Below are 19,089 nucleotides of genomic sequence, written 5' to 3'. Positions count from 1 at the left end.
TCAGCATAGTCGCCGTGCTTGTTTCGACTGTGGCCAGCATTCTTGACGAGAGACTAGCCCTACAATCGGCGGGGGCCAACCGCAATCGGATGCCACCACCACGGGTGCAGTGCAGCGCCGTTTACTTGCTGTCGATTTCGTGTGCGGCTCATGCTGTTCGTCTTGCTTGCGGCGCTCCCGATCACGACCCTAGCTTGCAAGCGGCACAGCGCGGACTGCCAGTGCACGAAGGCTGTCGCGCCGCACCCGCCAATGCGCGGTTGTCGAAGACAAGGGATGGCGGCGCGCGAAATGACGCGCCGGGCATAAGGGGAAGGAAACGATGTTGAGACGACTTGCCATCGCGGCGGCGACGGTTTTGGCCTTTTCCGGCAGCGCCTTCGCCAATGAAGAACTTCTCCGTCTTCAGCAGGACCCGAACCAATGGGTCATGCCGAACGGCAACTACAGCTCGTGGCGGTACAGCGAACTGAACCAGATCAACCGCGACAACGTGCGCAACCTCCGCCCGTCCTGGCAATTCTCGACCGGCGTGCTGCGCGGCCATGAAGGTGGCCCGCTCGTCATCGGCGACATGATGTACATCCACACGCCCTTCCCGAACCGGGTCTTCGCGCTCGATCTGAACAATCCGGGCCGGACCGTCTGGCGCTACGAGCCGTCGCAGGACCCGAGCGTCATCGGCGTCATGTGCTGCGACACGGTGAATCGCGGCGTGGCCTATGCGGATGGCAAGATCATCCTGAGCCAGGCCGACACCACCCTGGTCGCCCTCGATGCCAAGACCGGCCGCGAGATCTGGAAGCTCAAGAACGGCGACCCGGGCAAGGGCGAGACCTCGACCATGGCGCCGATGGTCTTCGGCGATAAGGTCCTGGTCGGCATCTCGGGCGGCGAGTACGGGATCCGCGGGCATGTCACCGCCTACAACCTGCGGGACGGCTCCATGGCCTGGCGGGCCCATTCGGTCGGCCCGGACAACGAGATCCTGTTCGATCCGCAGAAGACCATGCATCTCGGGCAGCCGGTCGGCGCCAACAGCTCGCTCCGCACTTGGGAGGGCGACCAGTGGCGGCTCGGCGGCGGCGCCACCTGGGGATGGTTCAGCTACGACCCGCAGCTCAACCTGATCTATTACGGCTCCGGCAATCCCGGCACCTGGAACCCGTCGCAGCGTCCGGGCGACAACCGCTGGTCCATGACGATCTTCGCCCGCGACGCCACCACCGGCATGGCCCGCTGGGTCTATCAGATGACGCCCCACGACGAGTGGGACTACGACGGCGTCAACGAGATGATCCTGGTGGACAACCTCCAGGTCGGCAATCAGCGCGTCCCCAAGGCCCTGGTGCATTTCGACCGCAACGGCTTCGGCTACACGTTGAACCGCGAGAACGGCCAGCTCCTGGTCGCGCAGAAATACGATCCGGCGGTGAACTGGGCCTCGCATGTCGACATGGAGACCGGCCGTCCGCAGGTGGTGCGCGAATTCTCGACCCGGGCGGGAGGCGAGGACCAGAACACCCGCAACATCTGCCCCGCGGCGCTCGGCAGCAAGGACCAGCAGCCGGCATCCTTCTCGCCGCGCACGAACATGTTCTATGTGCCGACGAACCATGTCTGCATGGACTATGAGCCGTTCCGCGTATCCTACACGGCGGGGCAGCCCTTCATCGGTGCGACCCTGTCCATGTTCCCGCCGCAGGGTTCGGACAACATGGGCAACTTCATCGCCTGGGATGCGGGCCAGGGCAAGATCGTTTGGTCGAAGCCCGAGCGCTTCTCGGTCTGGTCGGGCGCGCTGGCCACGGCAGGCGACATCGTCTTCTACGGCACGCTGGAGGGCTACCTGAAGGCGGTGGACACGCGTGACGGGAAGGAGCTGTTCAGCTTCCGCACGCCCTCCGGCATCATCGGCAACGTCAACACCTTCACCCATCGTGGCAAGCAGTATATCGGCGTGCTCTCCGGCGTCGGCGGCTGGGCCGGCATCGGCATGGCGGCCGGCCTGACCAACGCGACGGAGGGGCTCGGTGCGGTCGGCGCCTACAGGGCGCTGTCCGACTATACACAGCTCGGCGGCGTGCTGACCGTCTTCGCGCTGCCGGACTGAGACTGATGGATGGGGCGGCGGAAGCCGCCCCACGTCGTGCCGGCATCCAGCGAGATGCCGGCACGCATTGTTTGCGGCCGCTGCGAAACGACGGCGCCGCGAGGAGAGGAACGGATGATTAAGGCTTTCGTCGTCATGGCCATGGGCAGTCTCTGCCTTGGCGTTGCTGTCGCTGCGAGCGACTCCGCTGCGGAGGAAAAGCCCTACCACATCGAGAACGGCAAGGTGGACGGCAACGTCTACAACGGCTACCGCCGGTACGGGAATTCATGCATGCAATGCCACGGCCCGGATGGGCTTGGCAGTTCCTATGCGCCGAACCTCACCGAATCCCTCAAGCACCTGACGCAGGAGCAGTTCACCGACACGGTGATCAACGGCCGGCAGAACGTGAACGCCTCGCAGCAGAACGTCATGCCCTCCTTCGGCCATGTCGAGGACGTCGTACTTTATCTCGACGACATCTACGGTTACCTCAAGGCGCGCTCGGATGGGGCGCTCGGCCGCGGCCGGCCGGAGCGGATCGGCAGGTGAGGGCGCCTGCCGCGCTCGCCGCCCTGCTGCTGCTCGCGGGTCCCGCTGCGGCGCAGACCGGCGAGCTCGTGGCGACGGATGCGCTCCGCGTCTGCGCCGATCCCGCCAACCTGCCCTTCTCCAACGAGCGCGGCGAGGGGTTCGAGAACCGCATCGCCGCGCTGCTCGGCCAGTCGCTCGACCGCAAGGTGGACTATGTCTTCTTCCCGCAGGTGCAGGGCTTCGTCCGCAACACGCTGCGGGCCGGTCGGTGCGACCTGGTGATGGGAACGGTCGCCGGCGACGAGCTGACGCAGAACACCAACCCCTATTACCACACTACCTACGTCATCGCCTTCCGGCGCGGAGCCGAGGCGCCGCCGGAACGGCTGGACGACCCGCGCATGAAGCAGCTCAGGATCGGCGCCATTGCACGCACGCCGCCGGTGGACCTGCTGGCGCGCAACGGCCTGCTGACAAGCACCCGCTTCTTTCCGCTGTCGGTCGATACGCGGCATGAATCCCCAGGTGCCGACCTGGTGCGCGCCGTTGCCGAGGGCGAGCTCGATGCGGCGCTGGTGTGGGGCCCGATCGCAGGCTACCAGGCTAAGGTGAAGGGGCTGCCGATCGAGCTGCGGGCGCTGCCGAGCGAGCCGGGCGCGGCCCGGATGGATTTCCGCATCACCATGGGCGTTCGCGGCCAGGAGCCGGAATGGCGGCGCCGCATCAACGCGGTGATCCGCGAGCACCAAGGCGAGATCGATGGCATCCTGCGGGACTACGGCGTGCCGCTGCTCGACGCACAGGGCCAGCTGCGGCAGCCATGACCCGGCGCGGCCTTCTCGGCCTGCTGCTCGCCCCGCACGGCGTGGCAGCGGCGGAGATCGCTGCGCCGGATGGCTTCCGCATGGAGGACTACCGTGCCCCGACGCCCCCGGAGGTGCCCGGCGGCCGCGTCATTGATACCGGGGAAGCGCTGACCCTTTTCGGCCGGCCGGAGGTCGTATGGGTCGATGTGCTGCCCGCCGTGCGACGGCCGCAGGGCCTGCCCGGCAGCACGCTGTGGCGGCCGAGTCCGCATCAGGGCATCCCGGGCAGCCTCTGGCTTCCGGAAGTCGGCCGGGGCGCCCTCCCGCCTGACACCGAGGCCTGGTTCCGGAGCGTGCTGGCGCGGGCCACCGGCGGCGATCCCGGCCGGCCGGTCGTGTTCTACTGCCTGGCCGATTGCTGGATGAGCTGGAATGCAGCCAAGCGCGCCGCCGGCTGGGGCTACGGCACCGTCCTCTGGTACCGGGACGGGATGGATGGCTGGGAAGCCGCGGGCTTGCCGACCGAGGAACTGCACCCGGCGCCTGGGGCACCGTAACCGCCGCCCGGCATTAGCCGTCGGGCAGCGCCGCCCGAAGCGCCCGCACATAGCCGCCCAGGCGCGACTCCAGCCCTACCGGCGCCTCGCAGGCGTAACGCATGGTCCGCTCCGCCTCGATGAAGGCGCGGGCGGCGAAGCCGTGGCGCTGTTCCAGCTCGGCCCGCGCGGCAGGATCCTCCGGGCCGGGGCGCAATTCGGCCTCGAGGCTGCGCACGCGCTCAGCAAGATCGCGCTGGCGACGGGCGAAGCGGCGGATCTGCTCGATCAGCACGTCCCGCTGCCGGTTCGTCTCCTCCAGGGCGCCGGCGAAGGCCAGCGGCAGCAGGCGGCGCCGCGCCGCGGCATCGAGGAGCGCGGCGAAGCTGCCGATGGCGGCGACGCCCTCCGCCTCGGATGTGGTGCGCGGCATGATGCGCCCGACCAGCGCCGCAACCTCCGGCTCGGCGCGCCACTCGCCCTCCGGCCCCGGTCCGGGCCAGAGCGCGGCGGCGGAGAGGCGCGGCACCAGGCGCTGCACGCAGGGCCAGTCCGGGTCCTGCCCGCGGGGCGCGGTCTGCGCCGCGGCGGGCAGGAGGGCGAGCAGGAGCAGCGCCAAGGCCGCACCGGCTGTCACGGCTGCTCGCACGCCTCAGCCCCCGGCTCGCCGAGCCAGCATGCCGCGCTGCGGGTCATAGCCCAGCACGGCGAAGGCGCCGAAGACCAGCAGCGCGAAGGCGACAGCGCAAAAGGAGACCGGATCGAAGCGGCCATAGAGCGCGAAGCGGATCAGCTCCACCGCATGGGTGAAGGGGTTGGCCTGGCACGCCCAGTAGAGCGGGAGGCTCGCCTCCCGCACCCGCCAGAGCGGGTAGAGTGCGGAGGAGGCGAAGAACATCGGGAAGATCACGAAATTCATCACCCCTGCGAAATTCTCCAGCTGCCGGATCCAGGAGGAGAGCAGCAGGCCGAGCGCACCCAGCATCATGCCCGCGAGCAGCAGCGCCGGCAGCACCGTCAGGTAGCCGATGGCCGGCGGCTCGACCTCCCAAAACCGGGCGATGGCGAGAAAGACATAGACCTGCGCTGTCCCGACCAGCACCGCCGCCAGCAGCCGGGAGAACAGCAGCCACCAGCGCGGCAGCGGGCTGGTCAGCAGCACGCGCATGCTGCCCATCTCGCGGTCATAGACCATGGAGAGGCTGCTCTGCATGCCCTGGAACAGCAGCACCATCCCGGCGAGGCCCGGCACGATGTAGACCTCGTAGAGCACGTAGGTCTCGTAGGGCGGGCCGATCGAGACCCCGAGGACGAAGCGGAAGCCCGCCGCGAAGATCGCCAGCCAGACCAGCGGGCGGACCAGGGCGGAGAAGAAGCGGCCGCGCTGGTGCAGGAAGCGCAGCGCCTCCCGCCGCACGATGCCGCCGAGGCAGCGGAGCCAGGCGGCGGGGCTCATGGGGCACGCCCCCGCTCCGCCGCTGCGGTCAGCCGGGTGAAGGCCTCGGCCACCGTCGCCGCACCGCCGGCCTGCGCCAGCAATTCGGGCACCATGCCCTCGGCCCGCACGGCGCCGTCCTGCAGCACGACCACCCGCGCCTCCTCGCCCACCTCGTCGATCAGATGCGTCGCCCAAAGCACGGCGAGTCCCTCCTCGCGGCACAGCCCGCGCACATGGTCGAGCAGGAAGCTGCGGCTCGCGGCATCCAGCCCGACGGTCGGCTCGTCGAGCAGCAGCAGGGAAGGGCGGGTCAGCAGCGCGCGGGCGATCTCGGCGCGCCGCCGCTGGCCGCCCGAGAGGTTGCGCACCCGCTCGCGCGCGCGGTCGGCGAGGCCGATCCGCGTCAGCTCCCGCGCCGTCTGCGCCTCCACCTCCGCGCGCGGCAGGCCATGCAGCGCCCCGTGGTAGAGCAGGCATTCGCGCACCGAGAGGTCCGGGTCGAGCGTCGGCTGCTGGAACACCACGCCGAGCCGGGCCAGCGCCCGCCCCGCCTCCCGCCGCAGCACCGCGCCGAAGATGCGGATCTCGGCCCCCGCCGGGGCGTCGAACAGCCGGGTGATGAGGGCGAAGAGCGTGCTCTTGCCGGCGCCATTGGGCCCGAGGAGGACCGTGAACTCGCCCGGCATGACCCGCAGCGCCACCTCGCGCAGCGCCGGGCGCTTGCCATAGGCGAAGGAGAGCTTCTGCACCTCCAGCGCCGGCGTCGCGGCGGCGGCCGGGGGAGCGACGGGCATCGGGCGGGACGCCGCCGCGGTCACGGCCGCACCACCACGCCCCAGGGCGCTCGGCCGACCGGGACGGAGCGGGTCACCCGCATCGCGGCGACATCGATGACCGAGAGGTCGTTGCTGACGCCGTTCGTCGTGTAGAGGCGCGACCCGTCGGCGGAGAGGGCGAGGTTCCAGACCCGCTGGCCGACCAGGAGGTAGCGCTCCACCCGCGCCGTCCGGGTGTCCACCACGGCGACGCGGTTGGCGGGGCCGAGCGCCACGAAAAGCTTCGCCCCATCCGCCGACAGCGTCATCCCGACCGGCTGGATCGCCTCCGCCGGCACGCCGGGCACCGCGAACTCGACCTGGCCGGCGATGCGCCAGCCTTCCGTCTCGATCAGCGTCAGCGTGCCGCCGATCTCGGCGGAGACCCAGAAGCGGCGCCCGTCCGCCGCCCAGGCCACGGCCCGGGGCCGGGCGCCGACCAGGATATTGGCGACGATCTCGCCGCTCTCGGCATCGATCACATGCGCCATGTTCGTGGTTTCGGAGGTGTTCACCACGAAACGGCCATCGGGGCTGATGCCCATGCCCTCGGGCTCGACGCCGACCGGGATCTCCCGCAGCACCAGGCCGCGCTGCACGTCGACGACCGTGACCATGTTGTCGTCCTCATTGGCCACGAACAGCCGCCGCCCGTCCGGGTGCAGCGCCAGCAGCTCAGGGTCCGGGCCGGAGGGCAGGTGGCGCACCACCTGCCAGGTCTCGAGGTCGAGCACGTCCACCCGGTCGCTGTCGCCGACGCAGACATAGAGGTGCCGCCGGTCCTGCGACAGCGCGATGCCGCGCGGCCGCTCGCCGACCGGCACGGTGCGGATGACCTTGAGGCTCTCGCCGTCCAGCGCGGTGACGGTGTTGTCCTTCTCGTTCGAGACGAGGATGGTCTCGGCACGGGCCGCGGCGGCGAGCAGGGCGAGCGCCAGCGCGGCGATGGTGCGGGTCATGGCAGGCGGCATCGCGTCTCCGGACGGTCTGTGCCGAGCGTGTCGAGCTCGGAGAATTGGTGCTGAAAGCCGGGTTGGGGAGAAACCGAGACCAGGGCGCGCGGCTCCGCCAGCAGCACCGGCTGGCGGAGCTGCCCGTCCCAGTCGCGGAAGGTGAGGCGCGTGCCCTTGAAGCCGGCCAGCTCGAAGGCGGAACCGCGCATGGTGGCCACCACGGCGGTGGGATTGCTGGACCGGGCCCGCACTGCCGCCTCGCCGATCGCCCGCAGCGCCAGCCAGGCGGCCTGGTCGCGCGGCGTCATCCAGCGCCCGGCCCGGGCGCGGAAGCGGCGCTGCAGCTGGGTCGCGCCCCATTGCTCGTGCACCCGGGACCAAAGGGTGGGCGTCAGCCCCTGGGTGCCGGCCACGGGCCGCGGCTCCGTCGTGCGGTAGGACAGGTTGTCGCCCCAGGCATTCGCCTCGTCGGCCACCACCAACACGTCATAGGCCGAAGCCCCCTGGGTAAAGCGTGCCGCCTCGGCGGCGAGCGACAGATGGCCCGTGTCGGTGCGCTGGGCACCGGGGTCATGGGTCCAGGGACGATCGACGACGATGCGCAGTCCGAATTTTCGCGCGGCGCGGCGCACCGCCTCGGCATAGAGCTGGTCGCCTTCGCCCGGCCCCACGGCGAGGAAGATGTTCCGCCACCGCTTCACGGCCAGGTACTGCGCCAGCGCATCGGCCAGCATGGCGCGGCTCGGCAGGATGTGCAGCAGCCCGCGCCGGCATTGCTCGTTGCGCAGCGCGTCGTCGGGCGCGCCGATATTGAGCAGCGTCAGGCCCTCCGCCTCGGGCAGCGCCATTGCGCGAAGCAGCAGCGGCGCCGGCAGGTCCACCACCACCAGCTGCACCCCCGCCGCAGCCAGGCCACGCAGCGCCTCCAGCGCCTCATCCGGCCCACGCGCCAGCCGTTCCTCCAGGGCAAAATGCTGCCCGGTGAAGCGGCCGGTCGTCTCGTTGTCGGCCAGGCCGAGCCGCGCGCCCTGCAGGCCCTCATCCTCCGGCGGTGGGTCGAGCAGGGTCGAGGCCAGCGGCTGCGGTGGCCGCCAGCCGAGATAGCCGATGCCAAGCCTCGAGGGCTCCGCCGCAGCAGCGCCCGCGGCGAAAACTCCCAGAAGCACGGCCAGCGCCAGCAGGCGCGGACGCGCCCCGGCCGTTACCGGCATGGCATCGCCTCCTCCCCGCCCTGTTGCATGGCGCATCGGCCCATGAGGCAGCCGAATGTGGGTTCGCGCGTATAATGCCGCTCCCGGGCGAGGTGGCGGAGGGAAGATGCTCTCACTATTCCGCGTGATGGCGCTGGTCGCTGGATTGCTGCCGGGCCTGGCGGCCGCGGCGGATCGTGCCGCCGTCTTCGATCCGGAACTGGTCGATACCTCCGGCGAGGGACGGCGCGAGGATCAGCAGCGGCGCCTCGCCCTGATCGGCGAGGAACTGCGCCAGGCGCTCGCCGCCTCCGGCCGTTACGAGGTGGTGGAGGTCGCACCGCTCCGCGAGCGCCTCGCCGCAGGGCCGGCGCTGAATACCTGCCCTCCCTGCGCGCCGCAGGCGGCGGCCGAGCTCGGTGCCGACCTCGCCCTGGTCACGGTTGTGCACAAGGTGAGCAACCTGATCATCAGCATCACCGTGGCCCTGCACGAGGCCGCCCCTTCGGGCGCCACACGCGCCGTCTACAGCGCCGAGATCCGCGGCAACACCGACGAAAGCTGGCAGCGCGGGATGCGCTGGCTGCTGCGCAACCGGCTCCTCGCCGCGCCGGCGCCGCCGCGGTGAGGGTGGCCAGCGCGCCGCTCAACGCTGCTGGTCGAGATAGGCGATGATGTTCTGGCGCTCCGCCTCGCTACGGACGCCGGCCAGGATCATCCGCGTGCCCGGAACATAGGTCCTTGGATTTTCCAGATAGGCGTTGAGCGTCGCCTCGTCCCAGGTCTTCCCCGAATCGCGCATGGCCGGCGAGTAGTTGAAGCCGGCAACCTGGGCGGCGGGCCGGCCCACCACCCCATGCAGCGACGGGCCGACCTTGTTCTGCCCCTCGGCAACCGCGTGGCAGGCCCCGCAGACGCGATTGAAGGAGGTCTTGCCGGCCTCCGGATCCCCGGCTGCCTGGCCAATCGCCGGAATGGCGGCGGCCATGAGCAATGCTGCAAGCGCGACTGAAGCGGACTTCCCTGGATTCATCCTGCCGAACCTCCTCCCCACGGGGTCCGGTGCTAACGCCGCTCGCCCGCTGCATCGGGCCGGAACACGCGATCATGACCGCGCGAGCTTTGCCCGCCCCGGGATGCGCTCCTCGCTGGTGATGGCATCCTGCGGCGCAAAGGGGGGCGGCATGGAAACATCCAAGCGGGTGGCGGGGCGGCGCGTGGCCGGAAGTGGGCGCCTCTCAGCCAGCGCCCTGCTGCTGGGCCTCGCTGCTCCGGCCGCGGCCCAGGCCCCGCCGGCCGCCACCCTGCCCCTCGTAGAGTCGGTGGCCGTCGCGCCGCTGCCGGGCAGCGGCCTGCGGCGCGACCAGGTGCCCGGCAATCCGCGCAGCCTCTCCGCCGTCGACCTGGCGCGCGAGGGGCGCCCGAGCCTGCCCGATGCGCTGGAGCGGCTCTCAGCCTCGGTGACGCGCAACGACACCCAGGCCAACCCCTTCCAGCCTGACCTGCAGTATCGTGGCTTCGCCGCCTCGCCCCTGCTGGGGACGCCGCAGGGCCTCGCCGTCTACCAGAACGGCGTCCGCATCAACGAGGCCTTCGGCGACACCGTGAATTGGGATCTGATCCCGGAGGTCGCCATCCGCGGCGTCGACCTGCTCGGCAGCAGCCCGCTCTTCGGCCTGAATGCCATCGGCGGCGCGCTGGCGCTGCGCATGCGGACGGGCTTCGACTTCCAGGGCACGGAATTCGACCTGTCTGGCGGCTCCTTCGGCCGGCGGGGGATCAGCGCCCAGGCCGGCCGGCAGGTCGGGAACGTGGCCGGCTACCTGGCGCTGGAGGGGTTGGACGAGGATGGCTGGCGGCGTGCCTCGCCCTCCCGCATCCGACGGCTCTACGGCGATCTCGGCTTCCGCGGCGAGCGGGCGACGTTCAACCTGTCGCTCGGCGCCGGCGACAACCGGCTGCAGGGCAATGGGCCGGCCCCGGTGGAGCTGCTGGCGCGCGACCGGCGGGGCGTGTTCACCCTTCCCGACGTCACGCGGAACCGCCTGCTGACGCTGCAGGCGCGCGGCAGCTACGCCATCACCGACACGGTCTCGCTCGAGGCCACGGCCTATGTCCGCAGCTTCCGCCAGCGCACGCTGAATGCCGACCTCGCCGAGGCCGAGGAGTGCGGTCCCGGTGGCCCGGCAGGCCAGCTCTGCACCGATGGCGGCGCCCCGTTCTCCGTGCTCGGCGGCGGCGCCGTGGCGGAGGACCAGCTCGGCGGCGCGCCGCCGGGGCTGCGGAACCGCACAGGCACGAACAGCCTCGGCACGGGGGGCACGGTGCAGCTGGTGGCCAGCCCGACAGTGCTCGGGCTGCCGGCGCGGCTGATCTTCGGCACCAGCTCCGACCATGCTGATACCGAGTTCGAGGGCAGCAGCGAGTTCGGCACGGTGACGCCGGAGCGCGGCGTCGCGGGCTTCGGCCTGGTCGTCGACCAGCCCGCCGGCGGCATCGCGCCGGTGCGGCTCAGGACCAGCAATGCCTATTGGGGGATCTATGGCAGCGGCACGCTGGACCTGACGCCGCGGCTCTCGGCAACGCTGGGCGGCCGGTTCAACCTTGCCGAGATCACGCTGCGCGACCGCATCGGCAGCGCACTCGATGGCAGCCACAGCTTCCAGCGCTTCAACCCGATGGCCGGGCTGACCTGGCGGGCCACCGACCGCGTCACCGCCTATGCCGATTACGCCGAGGCCAACCGCGCGCCGACGCCGGCCGAGCTGGCCTGCGCCGACCCGCTCTTCCCCTGCACCCTCGGCGCCTTCTTCCTCTCCGACCCGCCGCTGCGCCAGGTGGTCAGCCGCAGCTGGGAGGCGGGGCTGCGCGGCACCCTGCCCGGGGACAGGCTTGGGGTGGGCGGCCGCGTCGCCTGGAATCTGGGCCTGTTCCGGACCGACCTGACCGACGACATCCTGCTGGTGCAGAGCGACATCCAGGGCCGCGGCTTCTTCCGCAACGCCGGCGACACCCGCCGCCAGGGGATCGAGGCGGGGCTCGGCTGGCGCGGCGAGCGGCTGGCCCTCAGCCTCGACTACGCGCTGATCGATGCGACCTTCCGCACGGCCGAGGCCCTGCCGAGCCCGAATCACCCCGATGCCGATGCGTCCGGCGCGATCCAGGTCGCCCCCGGCGACCGCCTGCCCGGCATCCCGCGCCACCGCTTGCGCTTCGATACGGAATGGCGCGCCACGGAGGCCTGGACGCTGGGCGGCACGGTGATCTTCAACTCGGAGCAGTATCTCCGCGGCGACGAGTCGAACCAGATCAAGCCGATCGCGGGCTATGCGGTGGTCAATCTCCGCACCGCGCTGCGGGTCGCGCAGGGTGTCGAGCTCTACGGCATCGTCCGCAACCTGTTCGACCAGCGCTACGCGACCTTCGGCACGCTCTACAACCTGGAAGCCGCGAGCGCGCTGAATCTCGGCCTGACCGACCCGCGCACGGTCAGCCCTGGATTGCCACGCGCCGTCTATGGCGGGCTGCGGATCCGCTTCTGAGGCGCCAGCGCCCCGCCAGTCGACCTACTGTTCGAGGCGGAAGCGCACCGGCACCTCAACCCAGGCGACGGCACGGCGGCCGCCAATGACCGCGGGCTCCACCTCCCAGCGGCGTGCGGCGGCGATGGCGGCCTCGTCGAGCAGCCGGTTGCCGGAGGAGCGCTGGATGCGGATCTCCCGCGTCGCGCCCTCGGCATCCACGAGGAGGCGCAGGGCAACGCTGCCCTCCTCGCCACGGTCCCGGGCGCGGGACGGATAATCGGGCGGAGGCGGCGGCCGGCGGAAGCGCGGCAGGCCGGAGACGAGCGGTGCACTGGAGGGGTCCAAGGCAGGCGGCACGGGCGGAGGCACGGTGAGGGCTGCGGCTTCCGGGCGCAGTGCCGGACCAGGTGTTGCGCGTGGCGGAGAGGCGGGCCGCACCTCACGCCGCGGCGTGGGCGGTGGCGGCAGGGGCGGCGGCAAGGGCAATTCGGCCGTCTCTCCCGCCTCGACAGGTGGCGCCGGCATCGGCGGATGCGGCAGCAAGGCGGCGAGGGTGGCGTCACCGCCCCCTGCTCCGAGGATGGTGGTTCGTGCGGGCTCCGGCGCGTCTGCCCGCGTAATGTGGGGCCCTGGCGCGGGCAGCGATGCATCCGCGACCGCTTGGTCTCCCGGTCCCGACCCTTCGAGGGCGGCAGCGCCCAGCGGCGCAGGATCGGGGCCTGTATCTGGCGGCTCGGCCAGGCGCTCGGCCTTCGGCGGCACGTCATCCTGCCACAGGATGGTGTAGGCGGCCTCCAAGGGCAGCCTGGGCATGGCACGCCATGCCACGGCGAAGGTCATCGCCGCCGCCGCAACACCATGGATCGCAAGCGAGACCGACAGGCCCAGGGCCATGCCAGGTATCGCCCTTGCCGTGCCGGGCCGTCTCGTCACGTCTGGCGTTTCACCCTTGGCTATGCCCGCCGAACCTCGCCGGGCGGCCGGCACGGTGCAATTGGGCATGTCCGCCGCGGCGCGGCCCGTCTTCGCCCGCATCGGTCGGTCTGCCCGGTGCTGCCGCGGGCCGTACCGGCGGCTCAGGCACGCCCGAGCCGAGCCGCATGCCAGCGCAGGTGATCCTCGATGAAACTTGCGATGAAGAAATAGGAATGGTCATAGCCGTCCTGCCGCCGAAGGGTCAGCGGCATGCCTGCCTGGGCGCAGGCCTGCTCCAGCAGCTCCGGCTTGAGCTGCGCCTCGAGGAAATTGTCCGCCATGCCCTGATCGACCAGCAGCGCGGGCAGCCGCGCCCCATCCTCGATCAGCGCCGTGCTGTCGTGGCGGCGCCAGGCGGCACGGTCGGGGCCGAGATAGCGCCCCAAGGCCTTCTCGCCCCAAGGGCAGCGCATGGGCGAGGCGATCGGTGCGAAGGCCGAGACGGCGGCGAAGCGGCCCGGGTTTTTCAGCGCCAGGGTGATCGCGCCATGCCCGCCCATCGAATGGCCGGCGATGCCCTGCCGGTCCATATCGGCCGGGAATTCGGCGCCGATGAGGGCCGGCAGCTCCCGTGCGACGTAGCTCTCCATACGATAGTGGCGCGCCCAAGGATCCTGCGTGGCATCGAGATAGAAGCCGGCACCAAGGCCGAAGTCATAGGCGCCGGCGGGGTCGTCCGGCACGCCCTCGCCGCGCGGGCTGGTATCGGGCGTGACCAGCATGAGGCCGAGCTCGGCCGCGACGCGCTGCGCCCCGGCCTTCACCGTGAAATTCTCCTCCGTGCAGGTGAGGCCGGAGAGGAACCACAGCACCGGCACGCGGGCCCCGCCGAGCGCCTGCGGCGGGAGGAAGGCGGCGAACCGCATCTCGGTCCCGGTCTCGGCGGACCGGTGCCGGCAGACGCGCTGCTCGCCGCCGAAGCAGCGGGCGCGCGAGAGCGTCTCCATGGCCACGCTCAGTACACCACGACGGAGCGGATGCTCTCGCCCTGCTCCATGAGCTCGAAGCCATGGTTGATCTGGTCGAGCGGCATGGTGTGGGTGATCAGGTCGTCGATGTTGATCTTGCCCTCCATGTACCAGTCGACGATCTTCGGCACGTCCGTCCGCCCGCGCGCGCCGCCGAAGGCGGTGCCACGCCAGCTCCGGCCGGTGACGAGCTGGAAGGGGCGGGTGCTGATCTCCTGGCCGGCGCCGGCGACGCCGATGATGATGCTCTCGCCCCAGCCGCGGTGGCAGCACTCAAGCGCCTGGCGCATCACATGCACGTTGCCGGTCGCATCGAAGGAGAAGTCGGCGCCGCCTCCCGTCAGGTCGACCACCGCCTGCACCACCTTGTCGCGCCCGATCTCGTCCGGGTTGATGAAATGGGTCATGCCGAATTTCTCGGCCATGGCACGCTTCTTCGGGTTCAGGTCGATGCCGATGATCTTGTCGGCGCCGACCATCCGTGCGCCCTGGATCACATTGAGGCCGATGCCGCCGAGGCCGAAGACCGCGACATTCGCCCCTGGCCAGACCTTCGCCGTGTAGATCACCGCGCCGATGCCGGTGGTGACGCCGCAGCCGATGTAGCAGATCTTGTCGAAGGGGGCGTCCTCGCGCACCTTGGCCAGCGCGATTTCCGGCAGCACGGTGAAATTGGCGAATGTGCTGCAACCCATGTAGTGCATGATCTGCGTGCTGTCGCAGCGGAAGCGGCTGCTGCCGTCCGGCATTACCCCCTTGCCCTGCGTCGCGCGGATCGCCGTGCAGAGATTGCTGCGCCGTGACAGGCAGGTTTTGCACTGCCGGCATTCCGGCGTGTAGAGCGGGATCACGTGATCGCCCGGCTTGAGGGCGGTGACGCCGGCGCCTACCTCGCGCACGATCCCGGCGCCCTCATGGCCTAGGATGGCGGGGAAGAGCCCCTCCGGGTCCTGCCCGCTCAACGTGTACTGGTCGGTATGGCATATTCCGGTGGCCATCACTTCCACCAGGACCTCGCCCGCCTTGGGCCCCTCGATGTCGACCGTTTCGATCGACAGCGGCTTCCCCGCTCCCCATGCGACTGCGGCGCGCGTCTTCATGCTGTTCTCCCCAAGATTTTCGTTCGGTATGGTTTCTTCGACCTCGGTCCGGCCGCAAAAATCGTTCGGTGCGGGAACCGCCTTGCAATCAGTTGGTTCCTCTTGCGACTTTATGCCGGGAGGACCATTGCATGTCCGCAAGCCGTCGAACTGGTTGGAAGAGGATCATGGTGGTTCGTCTTCTATTCGCCGTCGCCATGTTGCAGGCAACCACTTCCTTGGCCGGCGCACAACAGCAGCGAACGGAGCGGGACGCGCCCACCCCCGCCGAACAGGCCCGCATCGAAGCCGTGCTGCGCGAGCGCGGCTTCGTGCGGTGGAAGGAGATCGAACGCGAGGATGATGGCCGGACATGGGAGGTGGATGACGCCTATACCGCTGACGGCCGCCGCTTCGACCTCCGCCTATCAGCCGACAGCCTGAGCGAAATCTCGCGCCAAGCGGAAGACTGAGTACCGCGTCCCGCGCGGCCTGGCGAAGGCCGCCGGCTCCTCAGGACACCTCGGCTGCATCATACACGGATTCCTTCGCGGACATTTCGACCGGACCCGTAGCGTCGCTGCAATGAAGGGGCGGATCCTGCGTCGACCACGTTTGCGGAGTTTGCGCGATGCCGTCCGTCGTCTCCCGGCGCCTCCACGCCAAGCCGCCACGCGAGGGCTGGGTGGCCCGTACGCTTCGGTGGGCACGCGACCGACGAGACCTCGCTGAGCTCGATGACCGGCGGCTGCTGGACCTTGGCCTGACGCGGACCGATGTCGCACTCGGCATTCCGTTCGCCCTGCCCAAGATTGCGGCCACCGAGCGCCGCAATACAACCCGGACCTCCGGCATCCGGCGGCTTGGCTGGTTGGACCTGCGCGGCTGGTGCCTGAAGCTTTATTCGTTGGAACGCTGCGCGGCGGGATTGCGGCCTGAGGACTTGGCGGCAGCGGGCCGTGCCGCCCAGGCGGCGCTGGCCGAGCCTCGGCCTGCGCCGGTGTCCGGCTTCGCCCTGCTCGGACTTCCGGCCGAGAACCTGATCCCGGCCGCCACCCTGACCCTGACCGCGTATTGGTGGGAGGGTGCCGACCTCTACCGTTCTGCCTTGCTCCTCGGCGATCCGCCCCGCCGGGCGCCAAATCATGGCGGCTGGATTGGGTCGGTGGCCGAGCTTGACCTGCTCGCCCGTGAGGCCCGGGCCTGGCGGACGGCAGTATTGGAGGCGGCTACGCCATCGCCTGCCGCCTACCTCACGGAGTGCTGCGCATAAGCGACGTGGCGGAGGCCATACTCCGCCTTCGGTTGGCAACCGAAGCGGCCGCCGCAGGTTCATCTCCGGTCCTCAACGCATTTGCGAAGGTGTTATGCGCACGGTATCGGAACAGCGCCTGTTCGATGCGCTTGCGACCCTCTCTCACGCCTTTGCGGAAGGCGGCGTCCCCAGCATGCCGGGCGGGGAGCCCGAGGCCGAGGCAAGCGCCGGCGAGCTATCCCCAGCGATTGCTGCCATGGACGATGAAATGCGCGAGGTGCTGGGCGAGGCCGCCTTGGCCGTCGCCTTCGGCGCCTTCGCCTCACATGGTGGCGACGGCGGTTCGATTCAGACACTGATCGCCGCTATGGGCCTCATGGCGATTCGCAATGGGGAGGAACCGGATCCTCCCGCCGAAATCCTCGGCATTGCCGCGGAGGACGCGCAGGTCGAGGCGGAGATCGACCGGGCCGGAGAGGAGGTCGACCGGCGTTTCGGGCGGGATGCCGTGGCCGACGACGTGATTGCGGCGCTGGAAGCCCGACTGTTGGGTACAGCCATCACCCTGGCCGGCTGTACGTTGCCGGAGGGGGTAGAGGGCCAGGCGGCGGTGCGCCTCCGTGCGGCGCGTTGCCTTGCCAGACTGGCCGCCGGGCTGCTGGCGATGGACGCCACGGCCGCGGCGCCGATACGCGACAGCCGATCATGACAGCCCGACCGACCGGTCGCCGGTTGGCCATCGGCGCCGGCCTGACGGTGCTCGCCATTGATGAGACGGCCGGCCAGAGCGGCCATGCCGGGCATGTCGTGCTGCTTGGCGACTCGATTTTCGACAACAGGGGCTATGTGACAGGTGGGCCGGATGTGGTCGCGCACCTTCGAAACCGGCTGCCCGCCGGCTGGCAGGGCAGTTTGGCGGCGATGAATGGCGCGGTCGCCAGTGACGTCGTCCGCCAGCTCGAGCGGGTGCCGCGGGAGGCCAGCCATCTCGTCATCAGTGCCGGCGGTAACGATGCTCTGCGGCAGGAGGCTATCCTTGGCCACGAAGCCCGCAGCGTGGGCGAGGGGCTGCTCCGGTTGGCCACCGTGGTCGATCGCTTCCGGCGAGATTACCGCGCGATGCTCGATGCGGTGCTTGCCCGCCGGCTGCCCACTGCTGTCTGCACCGTCTACGATCCACGCTTTGCCGATCCGCAGCGGCAGCGATCGGCGGTCGCCGGGCTCAGCTTGTTCAACGATGCCATCATGCGCGAGGCCTTCCGACGCGGCCTTCCGGTCATCGACTTGCGGCTTGTTTGCGACGAGGATGCGGACTTCGCCAATGCGATCGAGCCCTCGGTCCAGGGCGGTCGGAAGATTGCTGGCGCCATCGTCCGCCTTGTCTCCGACCGGCCACAAGGCCGCGCCGTAATTTACGGCCGCGACTGAGCAGACTTCCCGAGACCGCAGGCTGGCGGAGAAGCTGGTGGCCTGCCCATTCAGGGTTGTTCGATGAGTTCAACGCAGCCCTCCCTGATGCCCCAACCCGGATTGCATTCACGCGAGTGCAGCGGTCTGCATGTCGCGGTCGACACCGGTACCGGCGAGCTCGTCGCCTGTTTGCCGATTGCCATAAGCCTGCGCCGACGGTTGCGGCCGTGGTGGCTTACTGCCTTTCAGATTGCATGGGGTTCCATATTCTGCAGGGCGCGCTGGGCAATGCGGTGATTGCGCGGTTGGCGAGCGACGCCTTGCCGCCGTCAGAGATTGGCTCAAGCGCTGACCGATTCTCTGGTCAGGGCTTCGGCCCCGGACCGGAACTCGGCTTGTCGCCGCCTCCCTCGGTCTATCTGCTGGCGAGGGAGCCGCGTAACATATAGGTGTATCATGAGTTGATCGAGGTGGGGGCTGTCAGGGAATGGCCTCTGAGGTCCAGGAGGCGTCGCAGATGCAGAAAGTGCAAGGTAAGCGGCTCAAGCGCATGGCGCGCACGGGGGCTGTCCTGGCTGTCGCGGGATGGCTGGCGCCCTGGCCGACCGGCGTCCTGGCTGCCTGCGGTGTGGTCGACGTCTGCCGGCATCGGCGCATCACTGCGGAGCTTCTGGAAAAGTATTTCACTGGCAACGGTATCGTGACATGGCTGCTCTCACCGGTGAATCTGCTGGCTGACCTGTTCTCTGCCCGAAACAGGCGCCGCTTCGCCCTGGAGGACCTGCCGGCAGGGCATCGGCTGGAAATTGAAGCATGCGTGCGCGCCTTCGTAGCTAATGGCGAGCGGATCAAGACGCATCTCGCCGCTACGGCAGCGCGGCAAAAGCGCAGCATGTTGGTGTTCCGCTGGTTCGGCACGGCGCAGCCGAATGCGCTCGCAATCCCGGAGTTCGACGCGCCCCATCGCTACATCAAAACAATCGCAGTGTCCGTCTTCAGCACCCGAGAGAGCACGTCACGGCATTTCGGACCGCTTCGGTTGACCTTCCGGGTGCTCTACAACTTGGAGCCTCCTCCCACGGATGATGTCTTCATCGAGGTGGATGGCGAAGTGCATCGTTGGCGGAACGACCCACTCTTCATCTTCGACGACACCGTTTTCCATCAATCTGTCAACGACCGTGATGAGACACGATACTGCCTGTTCATGGACATCGCGCGGCCTTCGCCCTTCCCCCGCGCCTTCGACTTAGCGGTGCGCGCGACCAGCGCCGTCGCCGGCTCGTTCAACCGGCTGTTCTATAAAAATTGGTCGTTCGTGCGCTGATCGTCGCCTGTCTATGCCAAAGAGAGCTTACCTTGCCGCCCGTTGCCGAGACGTGAGGTAGCCGACAGCTGAATGCATATTGGTCCAGTTGTCGTGAGCCTCGATGTGGGCGAGCAGTCTGCGCAGCCCCTTAGAGCCCGTCCGAGATGTTTATGAGCGTGCCAAGCGCCTTGCCATCAGCTTG

20 protein-coding genes are annotated in these 19,089 nt (G+C 69.6%); 11 read left to right on the top strand and 9 right to left on the bottom strand.

Annotated features, from left to right (window positions below; translation table 11 throughout):
* Window positions 1-322 precede the first annotated feature (322 nt).
* The 4 genes from AC5JJ1_RS02120 to AC5JJ1_RS02105 are packed head-to-tail and all read left to right on the top strand — an operon-like array spanning window position 323 to window position 3,992.
* Window positions 323-2,113, top strand: a complete 1,791-nt coding sequence (locus tag AC5JJ1_RS02120; RefSeq protein ID WP_495783465.1) for a methanol/ethanol family PQQ-dependent dehydrogenase — start codon at window positions 323-325, stop codon at window positions 2,111-2,113.
* Window positions 2,114-2,167: 54 nt separating this feature from the next.
* Complete coding sequence (locus tag AC5JJ1_RS02115; RefSeq protein ID WP_495783464.1) at window positions 2,168-2,647, top strand: c-type cytochrome; 480 nt, start codon at window positions 2,168-2,170, stop codon at window positions 2,645-2,647.
* Entirely contained in the window at window positions 2,644-3,453 is an 810-nt protein-coding gene (locus AC5JJ1_RS02110) for a substrate-binding domain-containing protein (protein ID WP_495783463.1), read from the top strand. The genes AC5JJ1_RS02115 and AC5JJ1_RS02110 overlap by 4 nt, the downstream gene beginning before the upstream one ends.
* A complete protein-coding gene (locus tag AC5JJ1_RS02105) occupies window positions 3,450-3,992 on the top strand; it encodes a PQQ-dependent catabolism-associated CXXCW motif protein (RefSeq protein WP_495783462.1) in 543 nt (180 codons plus the stop codon). The genes AC5JJ1_RS02110 and AC5JJ1_RS02105 overlap by 4 nt, the downstream gene beginning before the upstream one ends.
* Before the next feature lie 13 nt (window positions 3,993-4,005).
* Here the strand turns inward: AC5JJ1_RS02105 and AC5JJ1_RS02100 are convergent, their stop codons facing one another.
* From AC5JJ1_RS02100 to AC5JJ1_RS02080, 5 genes are read right to left on the bottom strand one after another with little or no spacing between them, the layout of a single operon-like run.
* Window positions 4,006-4,608, bottom strand: coding sequence for a hypothetical protein (locus AC5JJ1_RS02100; RefSeq protein ID WP_495783461.1), 603 nt, complete (start codon window positions 4,606-4,608; stop codon window positions 4,006-4,008).
* 15 nt (window positions 4,609-4,623) lie between these two features.
* Entirely contained in the window at window positions 4,624-5,427 is an 804-nt protein-coding gene (locus tag AC5JJ1_RS02095; RefSeq protein ID WP_495783460.1) for an ABC transporter permease, read from the bottom strand.
* Entirely contained in the window at window positions 5,424-6,203 is a 780-nt protein-coding gene (locus AC5JJ1_RS02090) for an ATP-binding cassette domain-containing protein (protein WP_495783459.1), read from the bottom strand. Before AC5JJ1_RS02090 ends, AC5JJ1_RS02095 begins: the two co-directional genes overlap by 4 nt.
* Before the next feature lie 20 nt (window positions 6,204-6,223).
* Window positions 6,224-7,183: a PQQ-dependent catabolism-associated beta-propeller protein gene (locus AC5JJ1_RS02085; protein ID WP_495783458.1), complete on the bottom strand. Its 960-nt coding sequence runs from the start codon at window positions 7,181-7,183 to the stop codon at window positions 6,224-6,226.
* A complete protein-coding gene (locus tag AC5JJ1_RS02080) occupies window positions 7,180-8,388 on the bottom strand; it encodes an ABC transporter substrate-binding protein (protein ID WP_495783457.1) in 1,209 nt (402 codons plus the stop codon). Before AC5JJ1_RS02080 ends, AC5JJ1_RS02085 begins: the two co-directional genes overlap by 4 nt.
* A gap of 106 nt (window positions 8,389-8,494) precedes the next feature.
* Here AC5JJ1_RS02080 and AC5JJ1_RS02075 point away from each other — a divergent pair, with 106 nt between their 5' ends.
* On the top strand, window positions 8,495-8,995 hold the full coding sequence (locus AC5JJ1_RS02075; protein WP_495783456.1) for a DUF3280 domain-containing protein: 501 nt from the start codon (window positions 8,495-8,497) through the stop codon (window positions 8,993-8,995).
* Window positions 8,996-9,013: 18 nt separating this feature from the next.
* On the opposite strand, the gene AC5JJ1_RS02070 is transcribed toward AC5JJ1_RS02075, so the two are convergent.
* Window positions 9,014-9,355 (bottom strand): c-type cytochrome, encoded by a 342-nt coding sequence (locus AC5JJ1_RS02070; RefSeq protein ID WP_495783455.1) that lies wholly within the window; start codon window positions 9,353-9,355, stop codon window positions 9,014-9,016.
* A gap of 196 nt (window positions 9,356-9,551) precedes the next feature.
* Between AC5JJ1_RS02070 and AC5JJ1_RS02065 the strand changes: the two genes are divergently transcribed.
* Window positions 9,552-11,909 carry a TonB-dependent receptor gene (locus AC5JJ1_RS02065; RefSeq protein WP_495783454.1) on the top strand — a complete coding sequence of 786 codons (2,358 nt, stop codon included), beginning with the start codon at window positions 9,552-9,554 and terminating at the stop codon, window positions 11,907-11,909.
* Between the two features lie 24 nt (window positions 11,910-11,933).
* Here the strand turns inward: AC5JJ1_RS02065 and AC5JJ1_RS02060 are convergent, their stop codons facing one another.
* The 3 genes from AC5JJ1_RS02060 to AC5JJ1_RS02050 form a co-directional block, all read right to left on the bottom strand.
* Window positions 11,934-12,785: an energy transducer TonB gene (locus tag AC5JJ1_RS02060; RefSeq protein WP_495783453.1), complete on the bottom strand. Its 852-nt coding sequence runs from the start codon at window positions 12,783-12,785 to the stop codon at window positions 11,934-11,936.
* Between the two features lie 182 nt (window positions 12,786-12,967).
* Entirely contained in the window at window positions 12,968-13,813 is an 846-nt protein-coding gene (fghA, locus tag AC5JJ1_RS02055; RefSeq protein ID WP_495783452.1) for an S-formylglutathione hydrolase, read from the bottom strand.
* Between the two features lie 8 nt (window positions 13,814-13,821).
* Window positions 13,822-14,934, bottom strand: coding sequence for an S-(hydroxymethyl)glutathione dehydrogenase/class III alcohol dehydrogenase (locus tag AC5JJ1_RS02050; protein WP_495783451.1), 1,113 nt, complete (start codon window positions 14,932-14,934; stop codon window positions 13,822-13,824).
* Between the two features lie 167 nt (window positions 14,935-15,101).
* On the opposite strand from AC5JJ1_RS02050, the gene AC5JJ1_RS02045 reads away from it, so the two are divergent.
* From AC5JJ1_RS02045 to AC5JJ1_RS02025, 5 genes are all read left to right on the top strand, one after another.
* A complete protein-coding gene (locus tag AC5JJ1_RS02045; protein WP_495783450.1) occupies window positions 15,102-15,386 on the top strand; it encodes a PepSY domain-containing protein in 285 nt (94 codons plus the stop codon).
* Window positions 15,387-15,544: 158 nt separating this feature from the next.
* The gene (locus AC5JJ1_RS02040; RefSeq protein WP_495783449.1) at window positions 15,545-16,186 is read left to right on the top strand and encodes a DUF1127 domain-containing protein; all 642 of its coding nucleotides are present in this window, start codon (window positions 15,545-15,547) and stop codon (window positions 16,184-16,186) included.
* 94 nt (window positions 16,187-16,280) lie between these two features.
* Window positions 16,281-16,877 carry a hypothetical protein gene (locus AC5JJ1_RS02035; RefSeq protein WP_495783448.1) on the top strand — a complete coding sequence of 199 codons (597 nt, stop codon included), beginning with the start codon at window positions 16,281-16,283 and terminating at the stop codon, window positions 16,875-16,877.
* Between the two features lie 23 nt (window positions 16,878-16,900).
* A complete protein-coding gene (locus tag AC5JJ1_RS02030; RefSeq protein WP_495783447.1) occupies window positions 16,901-17,596 on the top strand; it encodes an SGNH/GDSL hydrolase family protein in 696 nt (231 codons plus the stop codon).
* A gap of 499 nt (window positions 17,597-18,095) precedes the next feature.
* Window positions 18,096-18,905, top strand: a complete 810-nt coding sequence (locus AC5JJ1_RS02025) for an aspartyl/asparaginyl beta-hydroxylase domain-containing protein (RefSeq protein WP_495783446.1) — start codon at window positions 18,096-18,098, stop codon at window positions 18,903-18,905.
* Window positions 18,906-19,089: the final 184 nt, after the last annotated feature.

The sequence above is a fragment of the Belnapia sp. genome (assembly GCF_059504005.1).
Note: the sequence above shows the minus strand (reverse complement) of the source record. Positions and strands in the feature narration are given on the sequence as shown.

Coding starts and splice junctions, on each gene's coding strand:
- AC5JJ1_RS02070 (WP_495783455.1), bottom strand. CDS start 9,355: ATGGCCGCCGCCATTCCGGCGATTGGCCAGGCAGCCGGGGATCCGGAG.
- AC5JJ1_RS02090 (WP_495783459.1), bottom strand. CDS start 6,203: ATGCCCGTCGCTCCCCCGGCCGCCGCCGCGACGCCGGCGCTGGAGGTG.
- AC5JJ1_RS02120 (WP_495783465.1), top strand. CDS start 323: ATGTTGAGACGACTTGCCATCGCGGCGGCGACGGTTTTGGCCTTTTCC.
- AC5JJ1_RS02035 (WP_495783448.1), top strand. CDS start 16,281: ATGCGCACGGTATCGGAACAGCGCCTGTTCGATGCGCTTGCGACCCTC.
- AC5JJ1_RS02050 (WP_495783451.1), bottom strand. CDS start 14,934: ATGAAGACGCGCGCCGCAGTCGCATGGGGAGCGGGGAAGCCGCTGTCG.
- AC5JJ1_RS02085 (WP_495783458.1), bottom strand. CDS start 7,183: ATGACCCGCACCATCGCCGCGCTGGCGCTCGCCCTGCTCGCCGCCGCG.
- AC5JJ1_RS02060 (WP_495783453.1), bottom strand. CDS start 12,785: ATGGCCCTGGGCCTGTCGGTCTCGCTTGCGATCCATGGTGTTGCGGCG.
- fghA (WP_495783452.1), bottom strand. CDS start 13,813: ATGGAGACGCTCTCGCGCGCCCGCTGCTTCGGCGGCGAGCAGCGCGTC.
- AC5JJ1_RS02095 (WP_495783460.1), bottom strand. CDS start 5,427: ATGAGCCCCGCCGCCTGGCTCCGCTGCCTCGGCGGCATCGTGCGGCGG.
- AC5JJ1_RS02075 (WP_495783456.1), top strand. CDS start 8,495: ATGCTCTCACTATTCCGCGTGATGGCGCTGGTCGCTGGATTGCTGCCG.
- AC5JJ1_RS02115 (WP_495783464.1), top strand. CDS start 2,168: ATGCCGGCACGCATTGTTTGCGGCCGCTGCGAAACGACGGCGCCGCGA.
- AC5JJ1_RS02080 (WP_495783457.1), bottom strand. CDS start 8,388: ATGCCGGTAACGGCCGGGGCGCGTCCGCGCCTGCTGGCGCTGGCCGTG.
- AC5JJ1_RS02045 (WP_495783450.1), top strand. CDS start 15,102: ATGGTGGTTCGTCTTCTATTCGCCGTCGCCATGTTGCAGGCAACCACT.
- AC5JJ1_RS02040 (WP_495783449.1), top strand. CDS start 15,545: ATGCCGTCCGTCGTCTCCCGGCGCCTCCACGCCAAGCCGCCACGCGAG.
- AC5JJ1_RS02065 (WP_495783454.1), top strand. CDS start 9,552: ATGGAAACATCCAAGCGGGTGGCGGGGCGGCGCGTGGCCGGAAGTGGG.
- AC5JJ1_RS02105 (WP_495783462.1), top strand. CDS start 3,450: ATGACCCGGCGCGGCCTTCTCGGCCTGCTGCTCGCCCCGCACGGCGTG.
- AC5JJ1_RS02025 (WP_495783446.1), top strand. CDS start 18,096: ATGCAGAAAGTGCAAGGTAAGCGGCTCAAGCGCATGGCGCGCACGGGG.